General features: G+C 58.6%; 11 protein-coding genes and 3 pseudogenes. 9 read left to right on the top strand and 5 right to left on the bottom strand.

Annotated features, from left to right (window positions below):
• Positions 1-11: 11 nt before the first annotated feature.
• A complete protein-coding gene (locus OMP40_RS01220; RefSeq protein WP_277528499.1) occupies positions 12-1,181 on the top strand; it encodes an MFS transporter in 1,170 nt (389 codons plus the stop codon).
• 130 nt (positions 1,182-1,311) lie between these two features.
• Here OMP40_RS01220 and OMP40_RS01215 read toward each other — a convergent pair whose 3' ends face one another.
• Positions 1,312-2,157 (bottom strand): AraC family transcriptional regulator, encoded by an 846-nt coding sequence (locus tag OMP40_RS01215; RefSeq protein ID WP_277528498.1) that lies wholly within the window; start codon positions 2,155-2,157, stop codon positions 1,312-1,314.
• A gap of 150 nt (positions 2,158-2,307) precedes the next feature.
• Here OMP40_RS01215 and OMP40_RS01210 point away from each other — a divergent pair, with 150 nt between their 5' ends.
• Entirely contained in the window at positions 2,308-2,658 is a 351-nt protein-coding gene (locus tag OMP40_RS01210) for an alpha-L-fucosidase (protein WP_277528496.1), read from the top strand.
• Between the two features lie 119 nt (positions 2,659-2,777).
• On the top strand, positions 2,778-3,803 hold the full coding sequence (locus OMP40_RS01205; protein ID WP_277528493.1) for an alpha-L-fucosidase: 1,026 nt from the start codon (positions 2,778-2,780) through the stop codon (positions 3,801-3,803).
• Positions 3,804-3,821: 18 nt separating this feature from the next.
• Here OMP40_RS01205 and OMP40_RS01200 read toward each other — a convergent pair whose 3' ends face one another.
• Positions 3,822-4,805: an aldo/keto reductase gene (locus OMP40_RS01200; protein WP_277528491.1), complete on the bottom strand. Its 984-nt coding sequence runs from the start codon at positions 4,803-4,805 to the stop codon at positions 3,822-3,824.
• A 98-nt stretch (positions 4,806-4,903) separates the two neighbouring features.
• Positions 4,904-5,605: an AraC family transcriptional regulator gene (locus OMP40_RS01195; RefSeq protein ID WP_277529181.1), complete on the bottom strand. Its 702-nt coding sequence runs from the start codon at positions 5,603-5,605 to the stop codon at positions 4,904-4,906.
• 320 nt (positions 5,606-5,925) lie between these two features.
• On the opposite strand from OMP40_RS01195, the pseudogene OMP40_RS01190 reads away from it, so the two are divergent.
• From OMP40_RS01190 to dgoD, 3 genes and pseudogenes are all read left to right on the top strand, one after another.
• A pseudogene (locus OMP40_RS01190) lies at positions 5,926-9,281 on the top strand (tetratricopeptide repeat protein).
• Between the two features lie 1,122 nt (positions 9,282-10,403).
• Complete coding sequence (locus OMP40_RS01185) at positions 10,404-11,084, top strand: FadR/GntR family transcriptional regulator (RefSeq protein WP_277528489.1); 681 nt, start codon at positions 10,404-10,406, stop codon at positions 11,082-11,084.
• Positions 11,081-12,231, top strand: a pseudogene (gene dgoD / locus OMP40_RS01180) (galactonate dehydratase). Before OMP40_RS01185 ends, dgoD begins: the two are co-directional and overlap by 4 nt.
• Positions 12,232-12,319: 88 nt before the next feature.
• Here dgoD and OMP40_RS01175 read toward each other — a convergent pair.
• Together OMP40_RS01175 and OMP40_RS01170 are read right to left on the bottom strand one after the other, a co-directional pair.
• Positions 12,320-13,199 (bottom strand): annotated as a pseudogene (locus tag OMP40_RS01175) (carbohydrate ABC transporter permease).
• A gap of 32 nt (positions 13,200-13,231) precedes the next feature.
• Positions 13,232-14,083: an ABC transporter permease gene (locus tag OMP40_RS01170; protein WP_277529180.1), complete on the bottom strand. Its 852-nt coding sequence runs from the start codon at positions 14,081-14,083 to the stop codon at positions 13,232-13,234.
• A 251-nt stretch (positions 14,084-14,334) separates the two neighbouring features.
• Between OMP40_RS01170 and OMP40_RS01165 the strand changes: the two genes are divergently transcribed.
• From OMP40_RS01165 to OMP40_RS01155, 3 genes are read left to right on the top strand one after another with little or no spacing between them, the layout of a single operon-like run.
• Complete coding sequence (locus OMP40_RS01165) at positions 14,335-15,309, top strand: hypothetical protein (RefSeq protein ID WP_277528487.1); 975 nt, start codon at positions 14,335-14,337, stop codon at positions 15,307-15,309.
• The gene (locus OMP40_RS01160; RefSeq protein ID WP_277528486.1) at positions 15,236-16,051 is read left to right on the top strand and encodes a sensor histidine kinase; all 816 of its coding nucleotides are present in this window, start codon (positions 15,236-15,238) and stop codon (positions 16,049-16,051) included. Before OMP40_RS01165 ends, OMP40_RS01160 begins: the two co-directional genes overlap by 74 nt.
• Positions 16,048-17,613, top strand: a complete 1,566-nt coding sequence (locus OMP40_RS01155) for a response regulator transcription factor (protein ID WP_277528484.1) — start codon at positions 16,048-16,050, stop codon at positions 17,611-17,613. The genes OMP40_RS01160 and OMP40_RS01155 overlap by 4 nt, the downstream gene beginning before the upstream one ends.
• Positions 17,614-17,637 lie beyond the last annotated feature (24 nt).

The following is a 17,637-nucleotide window of genomic DNA, read 5'->3' as shown; positions in this document are numbered from 1 at the left end:
GGAAGCGACTTATGACAGCATCGTTTCGGCTCTCCTATTTTTATCTATTCTATTTCTTCATTTATATGGGCAACGCGGTATACGGCACATTTATCCCGCTCTACTTTCGCGACGCGGGATTCGACGCCTCGCAGATCGGCATCCTGCTGGGCATCGGCCCGCTCGTGGCTATATTTGCGCAGCCGGTATGGGGGACGCTCAGCGACCGGGCCAAAACCAAAAACCATATCTTGCTGCTGCTGATCGCCGGGAGCGGAGGCGCCATGCTGCTGTACCCGTTATCCGACGGGTTCGGCTACTTGCTTGCCATGATCAGCATTTTTACTTTTTTCCAGGCTTCGATATTCGCCCTCAGCGACGCGATCACGCTTGAAGAATTGGATCGGCAGCGCTGGGCGGGCGGGTTCAGCCGGATTCGGCTGGCGGGCACGATCGGATTCGCGCTCATGTCGATCGCGTTCGGCTTGATTGCCGAGAAGCGGGTAGACCTGATGTTCGCGGTCTACGCGATGGTCATGGCCGTGTCTTTCGCGTTCGTACTCCGCTTTCCGTCGGTCGCCGGCCATCAGAAGCAGGGACGCCGCATCCGAATTTGGGTTTTATTTCGCAATCGCAAGCTCGTCTTTTACTTGGCGGTCAATTTCGTTCTTCATATCACGTTGGGCTACTATTATACGTTTTTCCCTTTGTATTTTCAGGAATTGGGCGGCAGCAACGCTTGGCTCGGGTGGTCGATGGTTATATCGTCGCTGAGCGAGGTGCCGTTCCTGCTGCTGGCGGGGAAAATATTCCAGCGAGTGCGCATCCACTACATCTTGTTCGGAGCAGGCATCGCGGCGGCGCTGCGGTGGTACTTGTTCTCGGCCATCCATGATCCCTATTGGACGATTCCGGTGCAGGTGCTGCACGGCTTGATCTTTATCGTATTGTCCGTCACGATGGCTACCGTCATCAACCGGGAAGTGCCGGATGAACTCAAAGCGAGCGGGCAGACGCTGAACGCGCTGCTGTGTCTGGGCGTCGCCCGCCTGATCGGGAGCTACGCGGGCGGAGAAGCGAGCGAGATCTGGGGGATGCGCGATGTGTTCCTGTACAATGCAGTGCTCGCCGTAGGATGCATTGCCGTGTTCGCGGTTTTGTTCCGGCGGATGGACGGTCGCTCGACGAAGCGATCGAAGTGAATAGCGATCGAAGTAAAACACCCGAACCGCGAACGTTCGGCACAAACGCAGCCTTCCTTGCCCGGCAAGGGAGCTGCGTTTTTTTGGCGTTCCGAGTATGGTGCGCGATATGCGCCGATCCGCTTCGATTTCAATCGAACTGACGGCCGGCGAGCATTTTATAATGCGTGGGGGACAGGCCGGTCGCCGATTTGAACAGCTTGGACAAATAGGACGTATCGGGAATACCCGTCCGCTCCCCGATCTCGGACAGCGTGAGACCGGTAGAAGTGAGCAGCCGCTTCACGCTGTCGATTCGCTTGCGGTTGACGTATTGGATCGGCGTCGTGCCGAAATGCTTTTTGAACAAACGAATAAAGGAATTGGGATGCATATGCGTCAAGTCCGCCAGCTCCCGAACCGTAATATTCCGCTGAAAATGATCGTCGATGTAAGTCAGCGCGGCGCGGAGAAGATCGGATGTCTCGGCGTGCGCGAGCTGGATGTCGATCGGTTCGGCGCGGTCGAGAAAGTATCCGATGAGCCGGAGCAGACAGGCGTTCACATGCAGCGACGAGGAAAGCGTATCGGCCCGGTGGAGACGGAGCATCTCTTTGAACAGATCGGCAGGCAGGCCGTCCTCTTCTTGCACGTCGATCATCCAGGGGAGACGAATCAGGTCGAACAAGTTGATCGTTCCGATTTTCGCCGTAAAGTGACACCAGTATTTCGTGTACGGCTTGTCGTTAATGGCCGAGTAGGATTGACGGACGCCTTCAGGCATGAGCGCCAGCTGGCCGGGCTTCGGATAGAACTCCCGGTCGCCGATCTTAAGCCACCCTTCTCCGTCGGTTATGAAGTAAAACTTGTTGTAGTCCGGCGTATAATCGATGTCGCGCCAATCGGACCAGACCGGATTAAACCCTAACGCGGTCACGTTGACCTGCAAGTTGGTCAGGTACATCTGCAGAAGCCGCTTGCGTGCGTGTCCGTACATCGTTTTTTTCACCTGCGAAAAAGGTTAGTTTTATACAAGCAACGGTTAGGTTTGTATCTTCTTCAGCATAGCATACGGGTGCTACCATAGGTCTGTCATCATTTGAAGCAGACTGTTTTCCTATGAATCGGACAACCGGAGGTGCTTTTGTTGAAAGCAGACTTTAAAAATGGACCGTTCCAACCGACCTTTGATTCGTTAAGAACCTTCGAATGCCCGGCGTGGTTCCGGGATGCGAAGCTTGGCATCTGGTCGCATTGGGGACCGCAGTCCGTCCCGATGTTCGGCGATTGGTACGCCCGAAACATGTATATCGAAGGCTCGGACCAGTATCGCCACCATGTGCGCGTATACGGACATCCGTCCGAATTCGGCTACAAGGACATCGTTCAGCGCTGGAAGGCCGAGAAGTTCGACCCCGACGCCCTGATGGAGCTGTACGCGCAAGCGGGGGCCAAGTACTTTGTCGCCCAGGCGATGCACCATGACAACTTTTTTTAATTACGACTCCAAATTGCATAAGTGGAATGCGGCGCAGGTGGGACCGAAGAAGGACATCGTCGCGCTGTGGCGAGCCGCGGCTTTAAAAAAAAGGCTTGCCTTTCGGTCTGACGGAGCACATGGGGGCGACCTACAGCTGGTATGCGCCGAACAAAGGGAGCGATAAAGCCGGGCCGTACGCGGGCGTACCGTATGACGGCAACGACCCGGCATACGAAGATTTGTACTTGCCCAACCGGGAGCACTACGACCCGAACAAAGGCATGTGGGACCTGGAGCCCTGGTACACGACGAACGAAAGCTGGCATCGGCATTGGCTGGCGGTCATGAAGGAGCTGATCGACCGTTATGAGCCGGATTTGCTCTACTCCGACGGCGCCCTGCCCTTCGGGAGAATCGGGGAGAGCGCGACGGAGTCGGACGCGGCGCCCGCGTTCGAAGCGGGGCTGGAGGCGGTCGCCTACTTGTACAACAAGAGCGCAAGCCTGCACGGCGGAGTCAACCGGGCGGTATACAATCAAAAGGATCGGCGGCAGAGCGTCTATGCCATCGGCGTTCTGGATATCGAGCGAAGCCAGGAGAGCGACATCAAGCCGGAGCCCTGGCAGACGGACACTTGCGTCGGCGAATGGTTCTACGACGTACGGGCAGTTTATAAGACGCCGGCGCACGTCATTGAAATTTTGGTGGACATCATCTCCAAAAACGGCAACCTGCTGCTCAACATCCCGCAGAAGCCGGACGGGACGCTGGATGCCGAGTGCACCTTTCTGCTGCGGGAAATGGCCGCCTGGAGAAGGATTAACGAGGAGGCCGTCTATGGAACGCGCCCGTTTCGCGTATCCGGCGAAGGACCTTCAAGCGTCGTGATCGACCACTTCAAGGAAGACGCCGTCGATTGGACGCCGGTGGACTTTCGGTTTACGCGGCGCGGCAACATGCTCTATGCCTTCCAGATGCGCTGGCCGGAAGACGGAATCGCGATGATACGCACGCTGACGGAAGCGGATCGAGTCAAGTCGGTCAAGCTGCTCGGCGCCGGCGAAGTCCCGTTTGAACAGCATGACGGCACGTTGATCGTGCGCCTGCAAGGCCGGCGGCCAACGCCGTATGTTCATGCGCTTGCGGTCGAGCTTGAGGAATAATAGAGAGCGCAGCTTGAATTATTCGGAAAACTGACCGTTATCGAGCAGGGCAAGCGCCTCGTCGTCGAGCATTAAATCGCCGGCGCCGAGGCTGTCCGCGAGCTGCGATTCGTCCGTCGCGCCTACGACGGCAAAGGCGGGGAAGCGGCGCGAGTAAATATAGGAAAGCGCGACCTGCGAGATCGATACGCCCCGCTCCGTGGCGATGCGCCTCGCTTGCTCGAACCGGCTCGCATTCGACGGCAGATCGTACAGGGGCGGCGCCTCGAATGGCATGCCTGTCCGAGCGGCGGCTTCCATTTTGGCGAACAAGCCCTTGGCGAGCGACGAGTAGGCGAAAAGCGGCAGGCCGGTCTCCGCATGATAACGGTACATCGCTTCGTCCAGCACGACGACGGTCGGATCCTCGACATGCGCCGTATTAAGGCTCGCGAGGCTCCACCATGCCTGATTGGCGGCCAGCAGCGGCAAGCCTTGCTCCGACGCCAGGCGATTCGCCTCCGCGATCCGGTCCGTCTCCCAATTGGAGCAGCCGAAGCTTCGTATAAGGCCGTCTTCGACCAGCCGGCCGAGCGAACCGAGCAGCTCGGAGACCGGGATGGACCGGTCGTCGCGGTGCAGCCAGTACAGGTCGATAACGTCGGCCTGCAGCCGGCGCAGACTGCCTTCGGCGTCGGCTCGGATGTCGGCCGCATGAAGCCTGGAGACGTTCATCGACCCCAGATCCGGATGCCCGCCCTTCGTCGTCACGAGCATGCGGTCCCTGTTGCCGCGCGACTTCATCCATTTGCCGATCACGATCTCGCTCGCGTTCGTCTTGCCCGGCACCCAATTGCCGTAAACTTCGGCCGTATCGACCATGTTGCCTCCGGCGTCCGCATAAAAGTCCATAAGCCGCATGGACTGGCGCTCGTCCAGCCGGGTTCCGAGCGGAACGCCGCCCAGAACGATGACCGAACAGGGCTGACCGATACCGGGTATCGGGCGTTTACGTATGCTCATTTTTTCTTGGCCTCCTGTGTATGCCGTCCGGAATGGATTCCGATCCGGCGATGGCGATCATCTTGATTATAGCCGCTTCCCGAAGATTTGCACGAAGATCATCCCTTGGGCACGCTGCGGTAGTCGGAAGGCGAGACGCCCATCAGCTTCTTGAACATGCGGGAAAAATAGTAGGGATCGCCGAAACCGACTTCCGCGGCGATCTCTTTAATCGCCATGCCGGTCAGGCTCAAGAGCTGACCGGCTCTTTGCATTTTGAGACGCAGGAAATAATCGATCGGCGAGAATCCCGTCTCCTGCTTGAACAGGTAGATCAGGTGCTGCTTCGACAGGCCGGTGTGCGAGGCGAGCTCGGGCAGCGCGATCGACGTCTGCAGCCGGTCGTTCATATAGCGAACGGCCCGCTCGATATCTTCCTCGCGCTTGCGATGTCCCGACGTGCCGCCCGTGCCGAGGCCGATCGCGCCGAGCAGCTGGCCGAGCGTCTGGGAGACGTGAACCTGGGCCGGAAGCGAGTAGGGCTTGTCCGTCAGCAGCCGGTAGCAGCGCTCGAAGCTCTCCAGAAAATGCGAATGCATGCCGGCCGGCACCGTGACGGGCTGTCCGCCCAATCCGTAGAGACGGAGAAGGGACGCGACATGCTCGCCTCTCAGGTGAAACCAGTAAATGCTCCATGGCGACTCCGCGGAAGCGCCATAGCGGTGAGGAGAGCCGGCAGGAAGAACCGCGAGCTGCCGCTCCGCGACCGTCGACGTTTTTCCCTCCTGCTCCACCCATCCGGCGCCTTCCGTGCAATAGATGACGATATGCGCGTCGCAGCCTTCGGGACGCTCGCGATAGTGGTGGCGCGCGCGGGGGGAAGTAGCCGATATCGCTCGCGTAAAAATGCCGGGTCAGTTCGAATTCCGCCAGCTCGCCCGCCAGATAGTCCGGCAGCACGAACAGCTTTTCCTGCGGGAAGCCCTCCGGCTTTTGAATGTCGTCGATGGCGCGCCGCCTCCTGTCGATTCGCAAGGAAGATTCCCATCCGAATATTCTCCATCATAAACCGAATTCCGTCAATTGGCGAGCGTCTCTGTCTATCGTACAGTGAAGGTATCAATCGGAGGAGGGATTCATCTTGGCACAGCAAGCACAAGCGGGGGCGCGGAACGTGCGCGTCTGGGAAGAGGACGTCTCGATCCCGACGTACGGCATCGGCGCGCCCGATCGCAACCCGATGTTCCTCGAGAAGCGCGTCTATCAAGGCAGCACCGGAAGAGTGTATCCGCATCCGGTCGTCGACAAGATCGAGGACGACAAGAAGCCGCAACATTACCGGCTGGCGATATTGGAAAACGAATACGTGCGCATCGAGATCATGCCCGAGCTCGGGGGCCGCATCTACCGGGCGCTCGACAAGACGAACGATTACGACTTCGTTTATTACAACAGGGTCATCAAGCCCGCGCTCGTCGGACTGGCCGGTCCGTGGATCTCGGGCGGCATCGAGTTCAACTGGCCCCAGCACCACCGTCCGAATACGTACGGACCGGTCGAATACAAGCTCGAGACGCGCGAGGACGGCGCCGCCACGGTATGGGTCAGCGAGATCGACCGGATGTACGGCACGAAGATGACGGCGGGCTTCACGCTGCACCCGGGCAAAGCGTATCTCGAAATATCCGCGCAGCTGTACAATCGTACGCCGCAGCCGCAGACGTTTTTGTGGTGGGCGAACCCGGCGGTAGCCGTCAACGACCACACGCAGTCGGTATTTCCGCCCGACGTGACCGCCGTCTTCGATCACGGCAAGCGAGACGTCTCCCGGTTCCCCGTCGCCACGGGAACGTACTACAAGATGGACTACTCGGCCGGCGTCGACATCTCGCGTTACCGCAACATTCCGGTGCCTACGTCCTACATGGCGTACAAGTCGGACTACAACTTCGTCGGCGGTTACGACCACGGCGTCCAGGCAGGCCTGCTGCATGTCGCCAATCACCACGTGTCGCCGGGGAAAAAGCAGTGGACGTGGGGCAACGGCGAATTCGGGCAAGCGTGGGACCGCAATCTGACGGACGAGGACGGACCGTACATCGAGCTCATGACCGGCGTCTACACGGACAACCAGCCGGATTTTACGTGGCTGGCGCCTTACGAGGAGAAGTCCTTTACCCAGTACTTCATGCCTTACAAGGACATCGGTGTCGTTAAAAACGCGACCATCGATGCGGCCGTCAATCTCGAGGTGGACGAGGCCGCGCGTCAGGCGACGGTACTGGCGTACGCGACTGCTGTCTTCGAGGGGGGCGGCCGTCGAGCTTAAGGGAAGGAACCGCGCCTACTTCAGGGAGACCGTCGCGCTTTCGCCGGTATCGACGTTCAAATCCGTCGTGACGCTCGACGAAGCGGATCGGCCGCACGATTTAACCGTGACGGTATTGAACGCGGATGGTCGCATCCTTGTAACCTACCGCCCGGCGGAGCCATCCATCGAGGACGTGCCGGAAGCCGCGAAGCCGCTGCCCGAACCGCAGGAGCTGCGCACGAACGAGCAGCTGTATCTCGCCGGACTGCATCTGGAGCAGTACCGTCACGCGACGTTCGAGCCCGAGTCCTATTACCTCGAAGGCTTGAAGCGCGATCCTTCGGACATCCGCATCAACGTCGCCTACGGCACTTTGCAGCTGCGGCGCGGTCTGTTCGCCGAAGCGGAGGGGCATTTCCGGGCGGCGGTCAAGTCGCTCACCTGGCGCAATCCGAATCCGTACGACGGCGAGGCGCTGTACCAGCTCGGCTTCGCGCTTAAAATGCAGGGCAAGGCGAAGGAGGCGTTCGCTGCGCTCTACAAATCGACGTGGTCCGCCGCCTGGCAGGACGCCGGCTACTTCACGCTCGCGCAGATCGCGGCTTCGAAGGGCGTCTACGGCGAGGCGCTTGCGCTTGTCGAGCGGTCGATCGTCCGCAACGCCCGCAACTTCAAGGCGCGCCATCTGAAGGCCGCGCTGCTGCGCCGGCTCGGGCGCGCCGGTGAAGCGGCCGACTATGCGGCGGAGACGCTCGCGCTCGACGTGGCGGACTTCGGCTCGGCCAACGAGCGCATCCTCGCGCTCGCCGAAGCGGGCGACGCGGCCGGTTCCGCGGCCTCGCGCGAGGAGCTCCTGCGGCTGATGCGCGGCGACGCGCATAACTACTTGAACCTGGCATCCGATTACGCTTACGCGGGACTGCTGGAAGAGGCGATCGACGTTTTGCGCCGGATCGCGGCGGACGCTGGGACGACGGCTTACCCGATGGTTCATTATACGCTCGGCTATCTGTACGAGACGGCCGGCGACGGGGCGCTGGCGCTGAAGCATCGCGAAGCGGGCCGCGCCTCGAGTCCGGACTATTGCTTCCCGAACAGCCTGTTCGATCTGCTCGTGCTCGAGAGCGCGGTTCGCGCGGACGCGGCCGACGACAAAGCGAACTACTACCTCGGCAACTGGCTCTACGACAAGAAGCGCCATCTGGACGCCGTGGCGGCCTGGGAAGCTTCGCGCGCGTCGAACGGAGATTTTCCGACCGTCCACCGCAATCTGGCGCTGGCCTACTTCAACAAGCTCGGCGACGCAGAACGCGCGCTTGCCTCGCTTGAACGCGCTTATGCGCTGCGCGAGGAAGACGCCCGCGTCCTGTACGAGCTCGACCAACTGTACAAGAAACTGGGCTATGCGCCGGAGCGTCGGTTCGAATCGCTGGCCGCCCGCAAGACGCTCGTCGACAAGCGCGACGATCTGTATCTCGAATACGTCACCTTGCTGAATGCAATGGGCCGTCATGACGAGGCGCTGGCGGCGCTCGAAGCGCGCCGGTTCCACCCTTGGGAAGGCGGAGAGGGGGAAGGCGACCGGCCAGCATGTGCTGGCGCACGTCGAATCGGCGAAGCGCGAGCTGGCCGCGAAGCGCTTCGAAGCCGCGATCGCCCACCTGCGGGCCGCCCTCGTTTACCCGGACAATCTGGGCGAAGGCAAGCTGGAGGGCGCGCAGGAGAACAACGTTTATTATTACCTGGGACTCGCCTATGAAGGACTTGGACAAATCGAGCAGTCGGAAGCGAGCTTCAGGCGGGCGTCTCTCGGGCTGGAGGAACCGGCAGGCGCGATGTATTACAACGACCAGCCGCCGGATATGATCTTTTACCAAGGATTGGCCTGGCGCCGGCTCGGCGTCGACAAGGAAGCGAAGCGCCGCTTCAACAAGCTCATCGACTATGCCGAGCGGCATCTGAACGACGACGTGAAGTTCGACTACTTCGCCGTGTCGCTGCCCGACTTCCTCGTCTTCGAGGACGACTTGAACAAGCGCAACCGGATTCACTGCCGGTACATGAGAGGCCTTGGCCTGCTCGGTCTCGGGCGGGAGCGCGAAGCGAAGGAAGAGCTCGCGTCGGTGCTCGCGCTGGAGGCGAACCACGCGGGCGCGAAGATCCATCTGGCTTTGGCGGGCGACTGACGGTCGGCAAGGCCCGCGAAAATAGAGCGGGTGAGAATAAAGCGGGCAAGAATAGATGGAGAGAAGAGCGGGAGACCGCTCTTTTTTCGCATAACTAGAAAGTAAAAAACTAACTCTCTTTTAAGCACCGCAGGCTAGGCGTTGTTCACGGTTCAAGCTTGCGACTATCGGCTCGGAACACGCCACAGTCCCGTCATGTAACGCTGCACAGCGTCTCATCGATTCGGAACAGTCCGCATTCTCGTCAAATAATGTTGTATCGTGCCTCTTTGCCCTCGTCGCGCCTCAGTCCCATCAAAGTAACGCTGCACAGCGCCTCATCTCCCAAACTACGTCGCAATTCCGTCAAGTAACGTTGTACAGCGCTTCTTCGCCTCGGACGCCGGAGTCCCGTCATCTAACGCTGCACGAAGCCTTTTTGCCTACATGTGACTCCGGAACACTGCGCCGCCCGGATCGTACGGATTTGTTCCTACATGAGACTACCGAGACGCAGCGACTCCTAGAGCAAGCGGATTTGTTCCTACATAGGACAACCGAGACGCAGCGACGCCTAGAGCAAGCGGATTTGTTCCTACATGAGACTACCGAGACACTGCGCCGCCTAGAGCAAGCGGATTTGTTCCTACATGAAACTACCGAGACGCAGCGACTCCTGGAGCAAGCGGATTTGTTCCTACATTAGACAACCGAGACACAGCACGCCCGGATCGTACGGATTTGTTCCTACATGAGACTACCGAGACGCAGCGCCGCCCGGAGCAAGCGGATTTGTTCCTACATGAGACTACCGAGACGCAGCGACTCCTGGAGCAAGCGGATTTGTTCCTACATAGGACAACCGAGACGCAGCGACGCCCGGAGCAAGCGGATTTGTTCCTACATGGGACTATCGAGACGCAGCGACTCCTGGAGCAAGCGGATTTGTTCCTACATGGGACTATCGAGACGCAGCGACGCCCGGATCGAGCGGATTTGTTCTTGTTTAGCCGCAGTCATCCGGGGGGCTCGGCGAACGCTTGCCGCGACGCGAATGGAATTATTGACAAGTCGCGATCAAAGATATTAACTTAATGGATGTAAGATCATATCAATTAACGAATGGATGTACGAGTGACGCCGATGAAGAAGCTGGCCCATGAAGAAGTAATCGAGCAAATACAGGAACAAATCCGTGCCGGCGCGTGGAAGCCCGGCGAACGTCTGCCGACGATGCAGGAATTGGCGTCGCGGTACGGACTCAGTCTGACTGCGGTAAGGGAAGCGCTACGTCTGCTCGAGAGCCGGAGCGTCGTCAGTATCGAGCATGGCAGAGGGATTTTCGTCCGCAACGATCCGAGTCTTCTCGAAGATCCGATGGCTCCGATCAAAGGAATGGAGGTGCGATCGCTGCTTGAGCTGCTGGAGGCGCGTCTTGCGATCGAACCGGAGCTGGCGGCTTATTGCGCCATGCGGGCGTCTGCGGCCCAGGCCAAGTCGATCCGTGATTTGTCGGATCTGATGGAGGCGCAGATGGAGCGGGGCGAGGTTCATTTTCAGACGGACGTCCGCTATCACCAGGAGATCGCCGAAGGCGCAGGCAACCCGCTGCTTGCCCAAATGCTGTCCGTCGTGGCGGATTTGTCGGCGCAAGGGAGAAGAGAGACGGATAAGCTGCCGAATATGCGGGAGAAGGCTGCCAGTTATCATCGATTGATCGCCATCGCGATCCGGGAACGGGAGGCGGAGCAAGCAAGAACGCTCATGAAGTCTCATATTCAAGATATGATCAATGCCATTCAGGCGAAGGGAAGCGGATCATGAAAATTACGGGGATGGAATTGTTTGTCGTGCCGCCGAGATGGCTGTTTCTGAAGATCGATACGGATGAAGGAATTACGGGTTGGGGAGAGCCGATCGTGGAAGGCCGGGCGCGCGCGGTGCGAGCCGCGGTCGAAGAGTTGAGCGGGTACCTGATCGGCAAGGATCCGCTCGCGATCGAAGATCATTGGCAGGCGATGTACAGAGGCGGCTTCTATCGCGGCGGTCCCGTGCTGATGAGCGCCATCGCGGGAATCGATCAAGCGCTGTGGGATATTAAGGGGAAATACCACCAAGCCCCGATCTATCAACTGATGGGCGGCGCCTGCCGCCAGAAGATCAAGGTGTATTCCTGGATCGGCGGGGATCGCCCCTCCGACGTCGGGCAAGCCGCGCTGCGCGCGCAGTCCGAAGGCTTTACTGCCGTCAAGATGAACGCAACGGAGGAATTGCAATATATCGATTCGTACGAAAAGATCGACGAAGTGCTGAAGAGAGTGGGAGCGGTCCGTGAAGCCGTCGGTCCGTATTTGGGTATCGGCATCGATTTCCACGGCCGCGTCCACAAACCGATGGCGAAGATTCTGGCCAAGGAACTGGAAGTATTCCGTCCGATGTTCCTCGAGGAGCCCGTGCTTCCGGAGAACAACGATGCGCTTCGGGAGATCGCGTCCGCCACGAATATCCCGATCGCGACCGGCGAGCGGATGTACTCGCGGTGGGACTTCAAAAGGCTGCTCGCGGACGGCTACGCCGATATCATTCAACCGGACGTGTCGCATGCAGGCGGCATCACCGAGTGCAAAAAAAATTGCGAGCATGGCGGAAGCTTACGACGTAGCGCTCGCGTTGCACTGCCCGCTCGGACCGATCGCGCTGGCCGCTTGCCTGCAAGTGGACGCGACCTGCCATAATGCGGTCATACAAGAGCAAAGCCTGGGGATTCACTACAACGAAGGCAACGATCTGCTCGACTACATCGTCGATCCGGCCGTCTTTCATTACGTGGATGGCTTGCGTCACGATCCCGGACGGTCCCGGACTCGGTATCGAGATCGACGAGGCGCATGTGCGGAAGATGGCGGATATCGGACACGACTGGAAAAATCCGATATGGCGCCATCAAGACGGCAGCGTAGCGGAATGGTAACAGGAAAACGCTCAAGATAAGTGAACGAAACAAACAGCCGCCGATGATGAATCGATGGCTGTTTTGGCTGTTCAATAAGAGGCGCAGCCTACTCCTTGACGGCGCCCAATACGATACCTTTGACGAAGTACCGCTGAAGCAGCGGGTAGACCGCGAGGATCGGGAGCATGGCGATGAAGATTTGAGCGGCCTTGACGCTCCGGTTGGACAGCATCTCCAGCTGCTCGGGATTGATGCCGGTCTTGCTGAAGTCCTGCACGACGACGATGGTTTGCAGGAGCGTGGCGAGCGGCCACTGGTCCGCGCTTCGCATATACAGCATGCCGTCGAACCAGCTGTTCCAGTGGCCGACCAGGGTGAACAGAGACAAGGTGGCGATCGCCGGCAGCGAGACGGGCAAATAGATCGCGGCGAAAATCCGGAAATGCGTCGCTCCGTCCACGATGGCCGCTTCGTCCAGATCTTTCGGAATCGCCCGGAAGAAGTTCATCATCAAGATCATATTCCAGACGTTGACGAGACCCGGCAGAATGAGCACCCAAAAGGAATTCACGAGGCCGAGCTTTTGATTGAGCATATAGTGAGGCACCAGGCCCGCGTCGAAGATCATAATGATCAGAAAAAACCAGACGTAAAAGGAGCGCGATCTGAATTCGGCGTTGGACCTGGACAGCGAGAAGGCGGCCAGCATGACGACGATCATGCCCATGACCGTGCCGGTCAAGCTTCGCAGGATCGAGACCCCCCGTCGCGGACAGGAAATTGGCGTTTTCGAACGTTTTGGCATAGCTCTCGACCGAAAAATCGATCGGAATAAAGGCGACCAGGTTGGAATCCGCGGCGGATTTGCCGCTTAGGGAAACGGCGAAAATATGCACCATCGGCAGCACGCACAACAGGGAAATCGCGAGCAGAAACGCGATGTTGAAGTAAGAAAATGCGCGGTAAGAGGGACTTTTAAAATACATAGGCTCGATCCTCCGTTGCTGGTTCTGAAAGCTTAAAAAATGCGGTAATTCGCTACCTTGTACGCAAAGAAATAACCGCCGCTGATGAGGATAAAGCCCACCGCCGACTTAAAGATGCCCGCTGCGGTCGCAAGGCTGTATTGGCCCCCCTGAAAGGTGCGGAATACATACGTATCGATAATATCGCCTTTCTCCAGGACAAGCGGATTGATGAGGTTGAACACCTGATCGAAGTTGGCGTTCAGCACGTTGCCCAGCGACAAGGTGAAGACGACGACGATGATGGGGAGCAGGGCCGGCAGCGTAATATATACAGTCTGCTGGAACCGGCCTGCGCCGTCGATCTCGGAGGCTTCGTACAAAGCCGGGTTAATGCCGGACAAGGCGGCGAGGAACACGATCGCCGAAAATCCGAATTCCTTCCACAAATCGCTCACGACGACCGTCGTCCGGAACCAGTTGCCGTTGCCGAGGAAGAGGACCGGCTCCAGATGAAGGACTGCGGCCAGCCGGTTGACGATCCCTTCCAGCGAGAGCAGGTCGAGCAATATCCCTCCCAGGATGACCCAGGACATGAAGTGAGGCAAATAAACGAGCGTTTGAATCGACCGCTTTAAGGCGGTCTGGCGGATTTCGTTCAGCAGCAGGGCGAAGACGACAGGGACGGCAAGGCCGAACAAGATTTTCATCATGGAAATGATGATCGTATTCCAGATGACCTGCACGGAATCGTGCATCGTAAAAATGAGCTTGAAATTGTCCCAGCCGACCCAGGAGGAGCCCGATACGCCGAGCCAGGGCTTGAATTCCTGGAAGGCCATGACGATCCCGGGCATCGGCGCGTATTTGAAGACGAACGCGATCAGCACGGCGGGCAGCAGCATCACGTGCAGTCTCCAGGTTTTGAGAAACGGACGCTTCGATCTCGCCTTCGCGGGCGCTGCAGACAAAGAGGTTGTGTAAGAATTTTCCAAGCGGATTCTCCTTTCGGCATGTATAATAGACACATTCTATTCTGGAAGCGTTTTTTTTTTACAGAATCCATTTTTAAGATCGCTGTCAAAATATTAAGGGAGGTGGATCGGTGAAGCGTCACAGGCCGGTTTTTCTCAAAATGAACGGCGTCATCCTCGTCTTGCTGCTCCTCGTCATTCTTTTGTACTCCTATTTCAGCAGAACCAGCTTCCATGCGATCGATTCCCAGATGACGAATTACAACGAGAGCCAGCTTGCGTTTCTCAAATACCAGATTGAATCCAATATCGAGCGGTTATCGCTAACCTCAAGCATCCTGGTGCGCGATTCCTCCCTGCTGGACCTGCAGATCAGCATCCTGACCGAAGACTACTATCGGATGCTGGACTATCGGACGCATGTCAAAGAGAAGCTGAACTTGCAAAGCCTGTCGAGCAACTGGTCCAATCAGCTGGCCGTCTATTTGCCGACGATCCGAACACGCGTATCGACCGACCTGAGCGACAGCTACGATCAACGCATGCTGGACATGGCTTCCAACGGAACGTGGACCTTTCATCCTGGCGCATCGCCTAGCGCCGCCTATTACCAGCTGTTTATGTGGGATCCGTACTTATCCAAATCCGATTCGAATTCCGACCCCGATTCGGTTAACGCGGTGTTCGAGGTGCGGTTCGGACTGGACAATATTCGCAAGATGCTGCAGCATTACAAGCTGGACAGCCCGGGGTCGAGCTTCCTGCTGACGGCGGACGGGAGGGCTTTTTCCAACGCGGAGGCGAGCGACGGGGCGTTCGAGGCTTTCGGAGCCGAGCTGCTGAAGGAAGGGCTGGACGAGGGCGGTCACCGCAACGTGTCCTTTCAAAATCAACGCATCTTTTTTGAGCTATACGTACCTGCCCGATTTGAATGCCTACCTGATCGATTACGTTCCGACCGAGGTGTTTTACGCGCCGATCGTCAAGAGCCGCGATTTGTTTTATGCCAGCATGGCCGTGCTGGTCGTCCTCGGCCTGGCGGCCGCGTACCTGCTCTACTCGAACGTGCTCAAGCCGGTGACGATGATGATGAAGGGCCTGAAGCACGTCGAGATGGGCGACTATTCGTACAGAATCCACAAACGGTTCCACAATGAATTCGATTATATGATGCAGCGCTTTAACGACATGGGATCGAAAATCCAGCACCTGATACAAAATGTGTATGAGGAACAAAACCGGTCGCGGCTGGCCACGCTCAAGCAGCTGCAATCCCAGATCAATCCGCATTTTTTGTACAATTGCCTATCGTTTATCGCCGGATGCGCGAAGGTTGGCCTCACGGACAAAATTAAAGAGATGGCCTATCATCTGGGCGGCTATTATCGTTATATGACAAGAGTCGAAAATCAGCTGCCGCCGCTCAAGGAGGAGGTTGAGCTGGTCACCCACTATCTGGAGATCTATACTTACCGGCTGGAACGGATCGGCTACGAGATCGACATCCCGGCGGACCTGCTCCTGGAGCCGGTGATGAGACTGGTGCTGCAGCCGGTCGTGGAAAATGCCATCGTGCACGGCATCGAGCCTACGCCAGGCACGGGGACGATTCGGATCGCCGGATGCCGGGAGGCGGATTGGATCGAGCTGCATGTCGAGGACAGCGGCGGCGGCATGACACAGCTTGCGATGGATCGATTAATGCAGCGGCTGGAGCGGCCGATGGACGGCAGCACGGGCTGCGGGCTGTGGAACGTGCATCAGCGGCTCAGGCAGCGCTTCGGTCCGGGAGCGGGCGTCTTCCTGCAGCCTTCGGCGCGTCTGTCCGGGCTGCGCGTGACGCTGCGCTGGCGAAGCGAACAAGAGGAGAGCGAAGAGAAAGGGGAGCGCGCGGGATGAAGCTGATGCTGGTCGACGACGAGCCGATGCTGCTCAAAAGCATGGCGGCCAACGATTGGGAAAAGATCGGGATCGAAGAAGTGCGGATGGCGTCGTCCGGGCTGGAAGCGGCGGAATTGCTGAAGCAGGCGGCAGTCGATATCGTCGTGACCGATATCCGGATGCCGGGCATGGACGGGCTCGCGCTGTGCAGGCACATTCAGGAGCGCTATCCGCGGACCAAGTGCATCCTTCTGTCGGGATACGGCGAATTCGAGTATGCGAGGGAAGCGATCCGGTACGGGACCGAGCGTTACTTGCTCAAGCCGATCAAGGACGAGGAGCTGATGAACGAGGTCGCCGGCGTCAAAGCCGCCATCGAGCGGGAGTGGGCGGAGATCGTCTCCTTCGAACGGGCCAGGCAGACGCTGTTCGCGTATCTGCCCTTGCTGAGGGAGAAGCTGCTGACCGATCTGCTGGCAGGGGCGTCCATGCCCGAATCCGCATTGGCCGAGCGGATGGACGAGTATCGGATGCGGCTGGAGACGGGCAAGTCGTGCGCGCTATTGTTGGTCAGGCTCGACGAAGGCTTCGGCGGGGCCGGAACCGACGCCCTCTTGTACGAATATGCCGTTCACAACATCGCCGGCGAGATCCTGGAAGCGGGCTACCGGGTATGGTCGTGCAAGGACGACTATGGCTATCTGTGTCTGCTGCTGCAGGCAGAGCCTGGGGCAGGCGGCCGTTCGGACGGCGTCCTAGACGATCTCGCGATCGAGACGGCGGCACGCGAGCTGGAGGCTAAGATTGCGGAATATCTCAAAGGACGGGTGTCCGTCCTGATCGGCGGATCGTGCCTATTCCCCGGGGAGATTGCCGAACGCTATCGCCAGTCCGTGAGCGCCTTCCGCACCGTGCCGCGCAGCGAGCGGGGCGTCGTTTTTCGTGCCGGCGAGGCGCGATCCCTATCCAGCTCGCTGCATGCCTTGTACAGTCCTCCGGGCCTCCAGCAGCTGCTCGAGGCAGGACGTTGGGCGGACGCGCGCGCCAAGCTGGCCGCCGTCTTCGAGGAGCTGAACGCCAGAGAGCTGGATACCGAGGAGCATATGCTGGAGATCGTCTGCGCGCTGACGAACGCTTTTCTTTATATCGCTCATCTGCAGGGCAAGACGCTTGCTGAGGTGTCTGGCGGCGAAGCGGATCTGGCGACGGATCCGCTTAAGCTGAGCCGGTCCGGTCAGGTGGCGGCATGGGCGTTCAGGATGCTGGATCGTCTGGAGGCCGGCAGCGTACGGGAATTCAAGGATGCCAAATATCAGCTGATCGTCAAAATCCACCGGTTTATCGAAGATCGCATCGCCGAGGATGTGTCCCTGCAGACGATCGCCGATCATGTCGGCCTTCATCCCGTCTATCTATCTTCGCTGTACAAGCAGGAGACGGGGGAAAATATGAGCGACTATATCATGCGGTTCCGGATGGAGAAAGCGGGCAATCTGCTGCGCACGACGGAGATCAAGATTTACGAGCTGGCCAGCTGTCTGGGGTTTCAGAATCCGCCTTATTTCAGCAAGCTTTTTTAAATCGCATTACGGCATTACGCCGCA

This window comes from Cohnella rhizosphaerae, from assembly GCF_029525575.1.
In the GTDB taxonomy this organism is placed as follows: Bacteria; Bacillota; Bacilli; order Paenibacillales; family Paenibacillaceae; genus Cohnella; species Cohnella rhizosphaerae.
This window is presented reverse-complemented; position numbering and strand designations above follow the sequence as displayed.

Excerpts from the sequence above, each read along its gene's own strand:
- OMP40_RS01215 (WP_277528498.1), bottom strand. The coding sequence starts at position 2,157 with ATGTACGGACACGCACGCAAGCGGCTTCTGCAGATGTACCTGACCAAC.
- OMP40_RS01205 (WP_277528493.1), top strand. The coding sequence starts at position 2,778 with ATGGGGGCGACCTACAGCTGGTATGCGCCGAACAAAGGGAGCGATAAA.
- OMP40_RS01220 (WP_277528499.1), top strand. The coding sequence starts at position 12 with ATGACAGCATCGTTTCGGCTCTCCTATTTTTATCTATTCTATTTCTTC.
- OMP40_RS01200 (WP_277528491.1), bottom strand. The coding sequence starts at position 4,805 with ATGAGCATACGTAAACGCCCGATACCCGGTATCGGTCAGCCCTGTTCG.
- OMP40_RS01160 (WP_277528486.1), top strand. The coding sequence starts at position 15,236 with ATGATGATGAAGGGCCTGAAGCACGTCGAGATGGGCGACTATTCGTAC.
- OMP40_RS01170 (WP_277529180.1), bottom strand. The coding sequence starts at position 14,083 with ATGCTGCTGCCCGCCGTGCTGATCGCGTTCGTCTTCAAATACGCGCCG.
- OMP40_RS01155 (WP_277528484.1), top strand. The coding sequence starts at position 16,048 with ATGAAGCTGATGCTGGTCGACGACGAGCCGATGCTGCTCAAAAGCATG.
- OMP40_RS01185 (WP_277528489.1), top strand. The coding sequence starts at position 10,404 with ATGAAGAAGCTGGCCCATGAAGAAGTAATCGAGCAAATACAGGAACAA.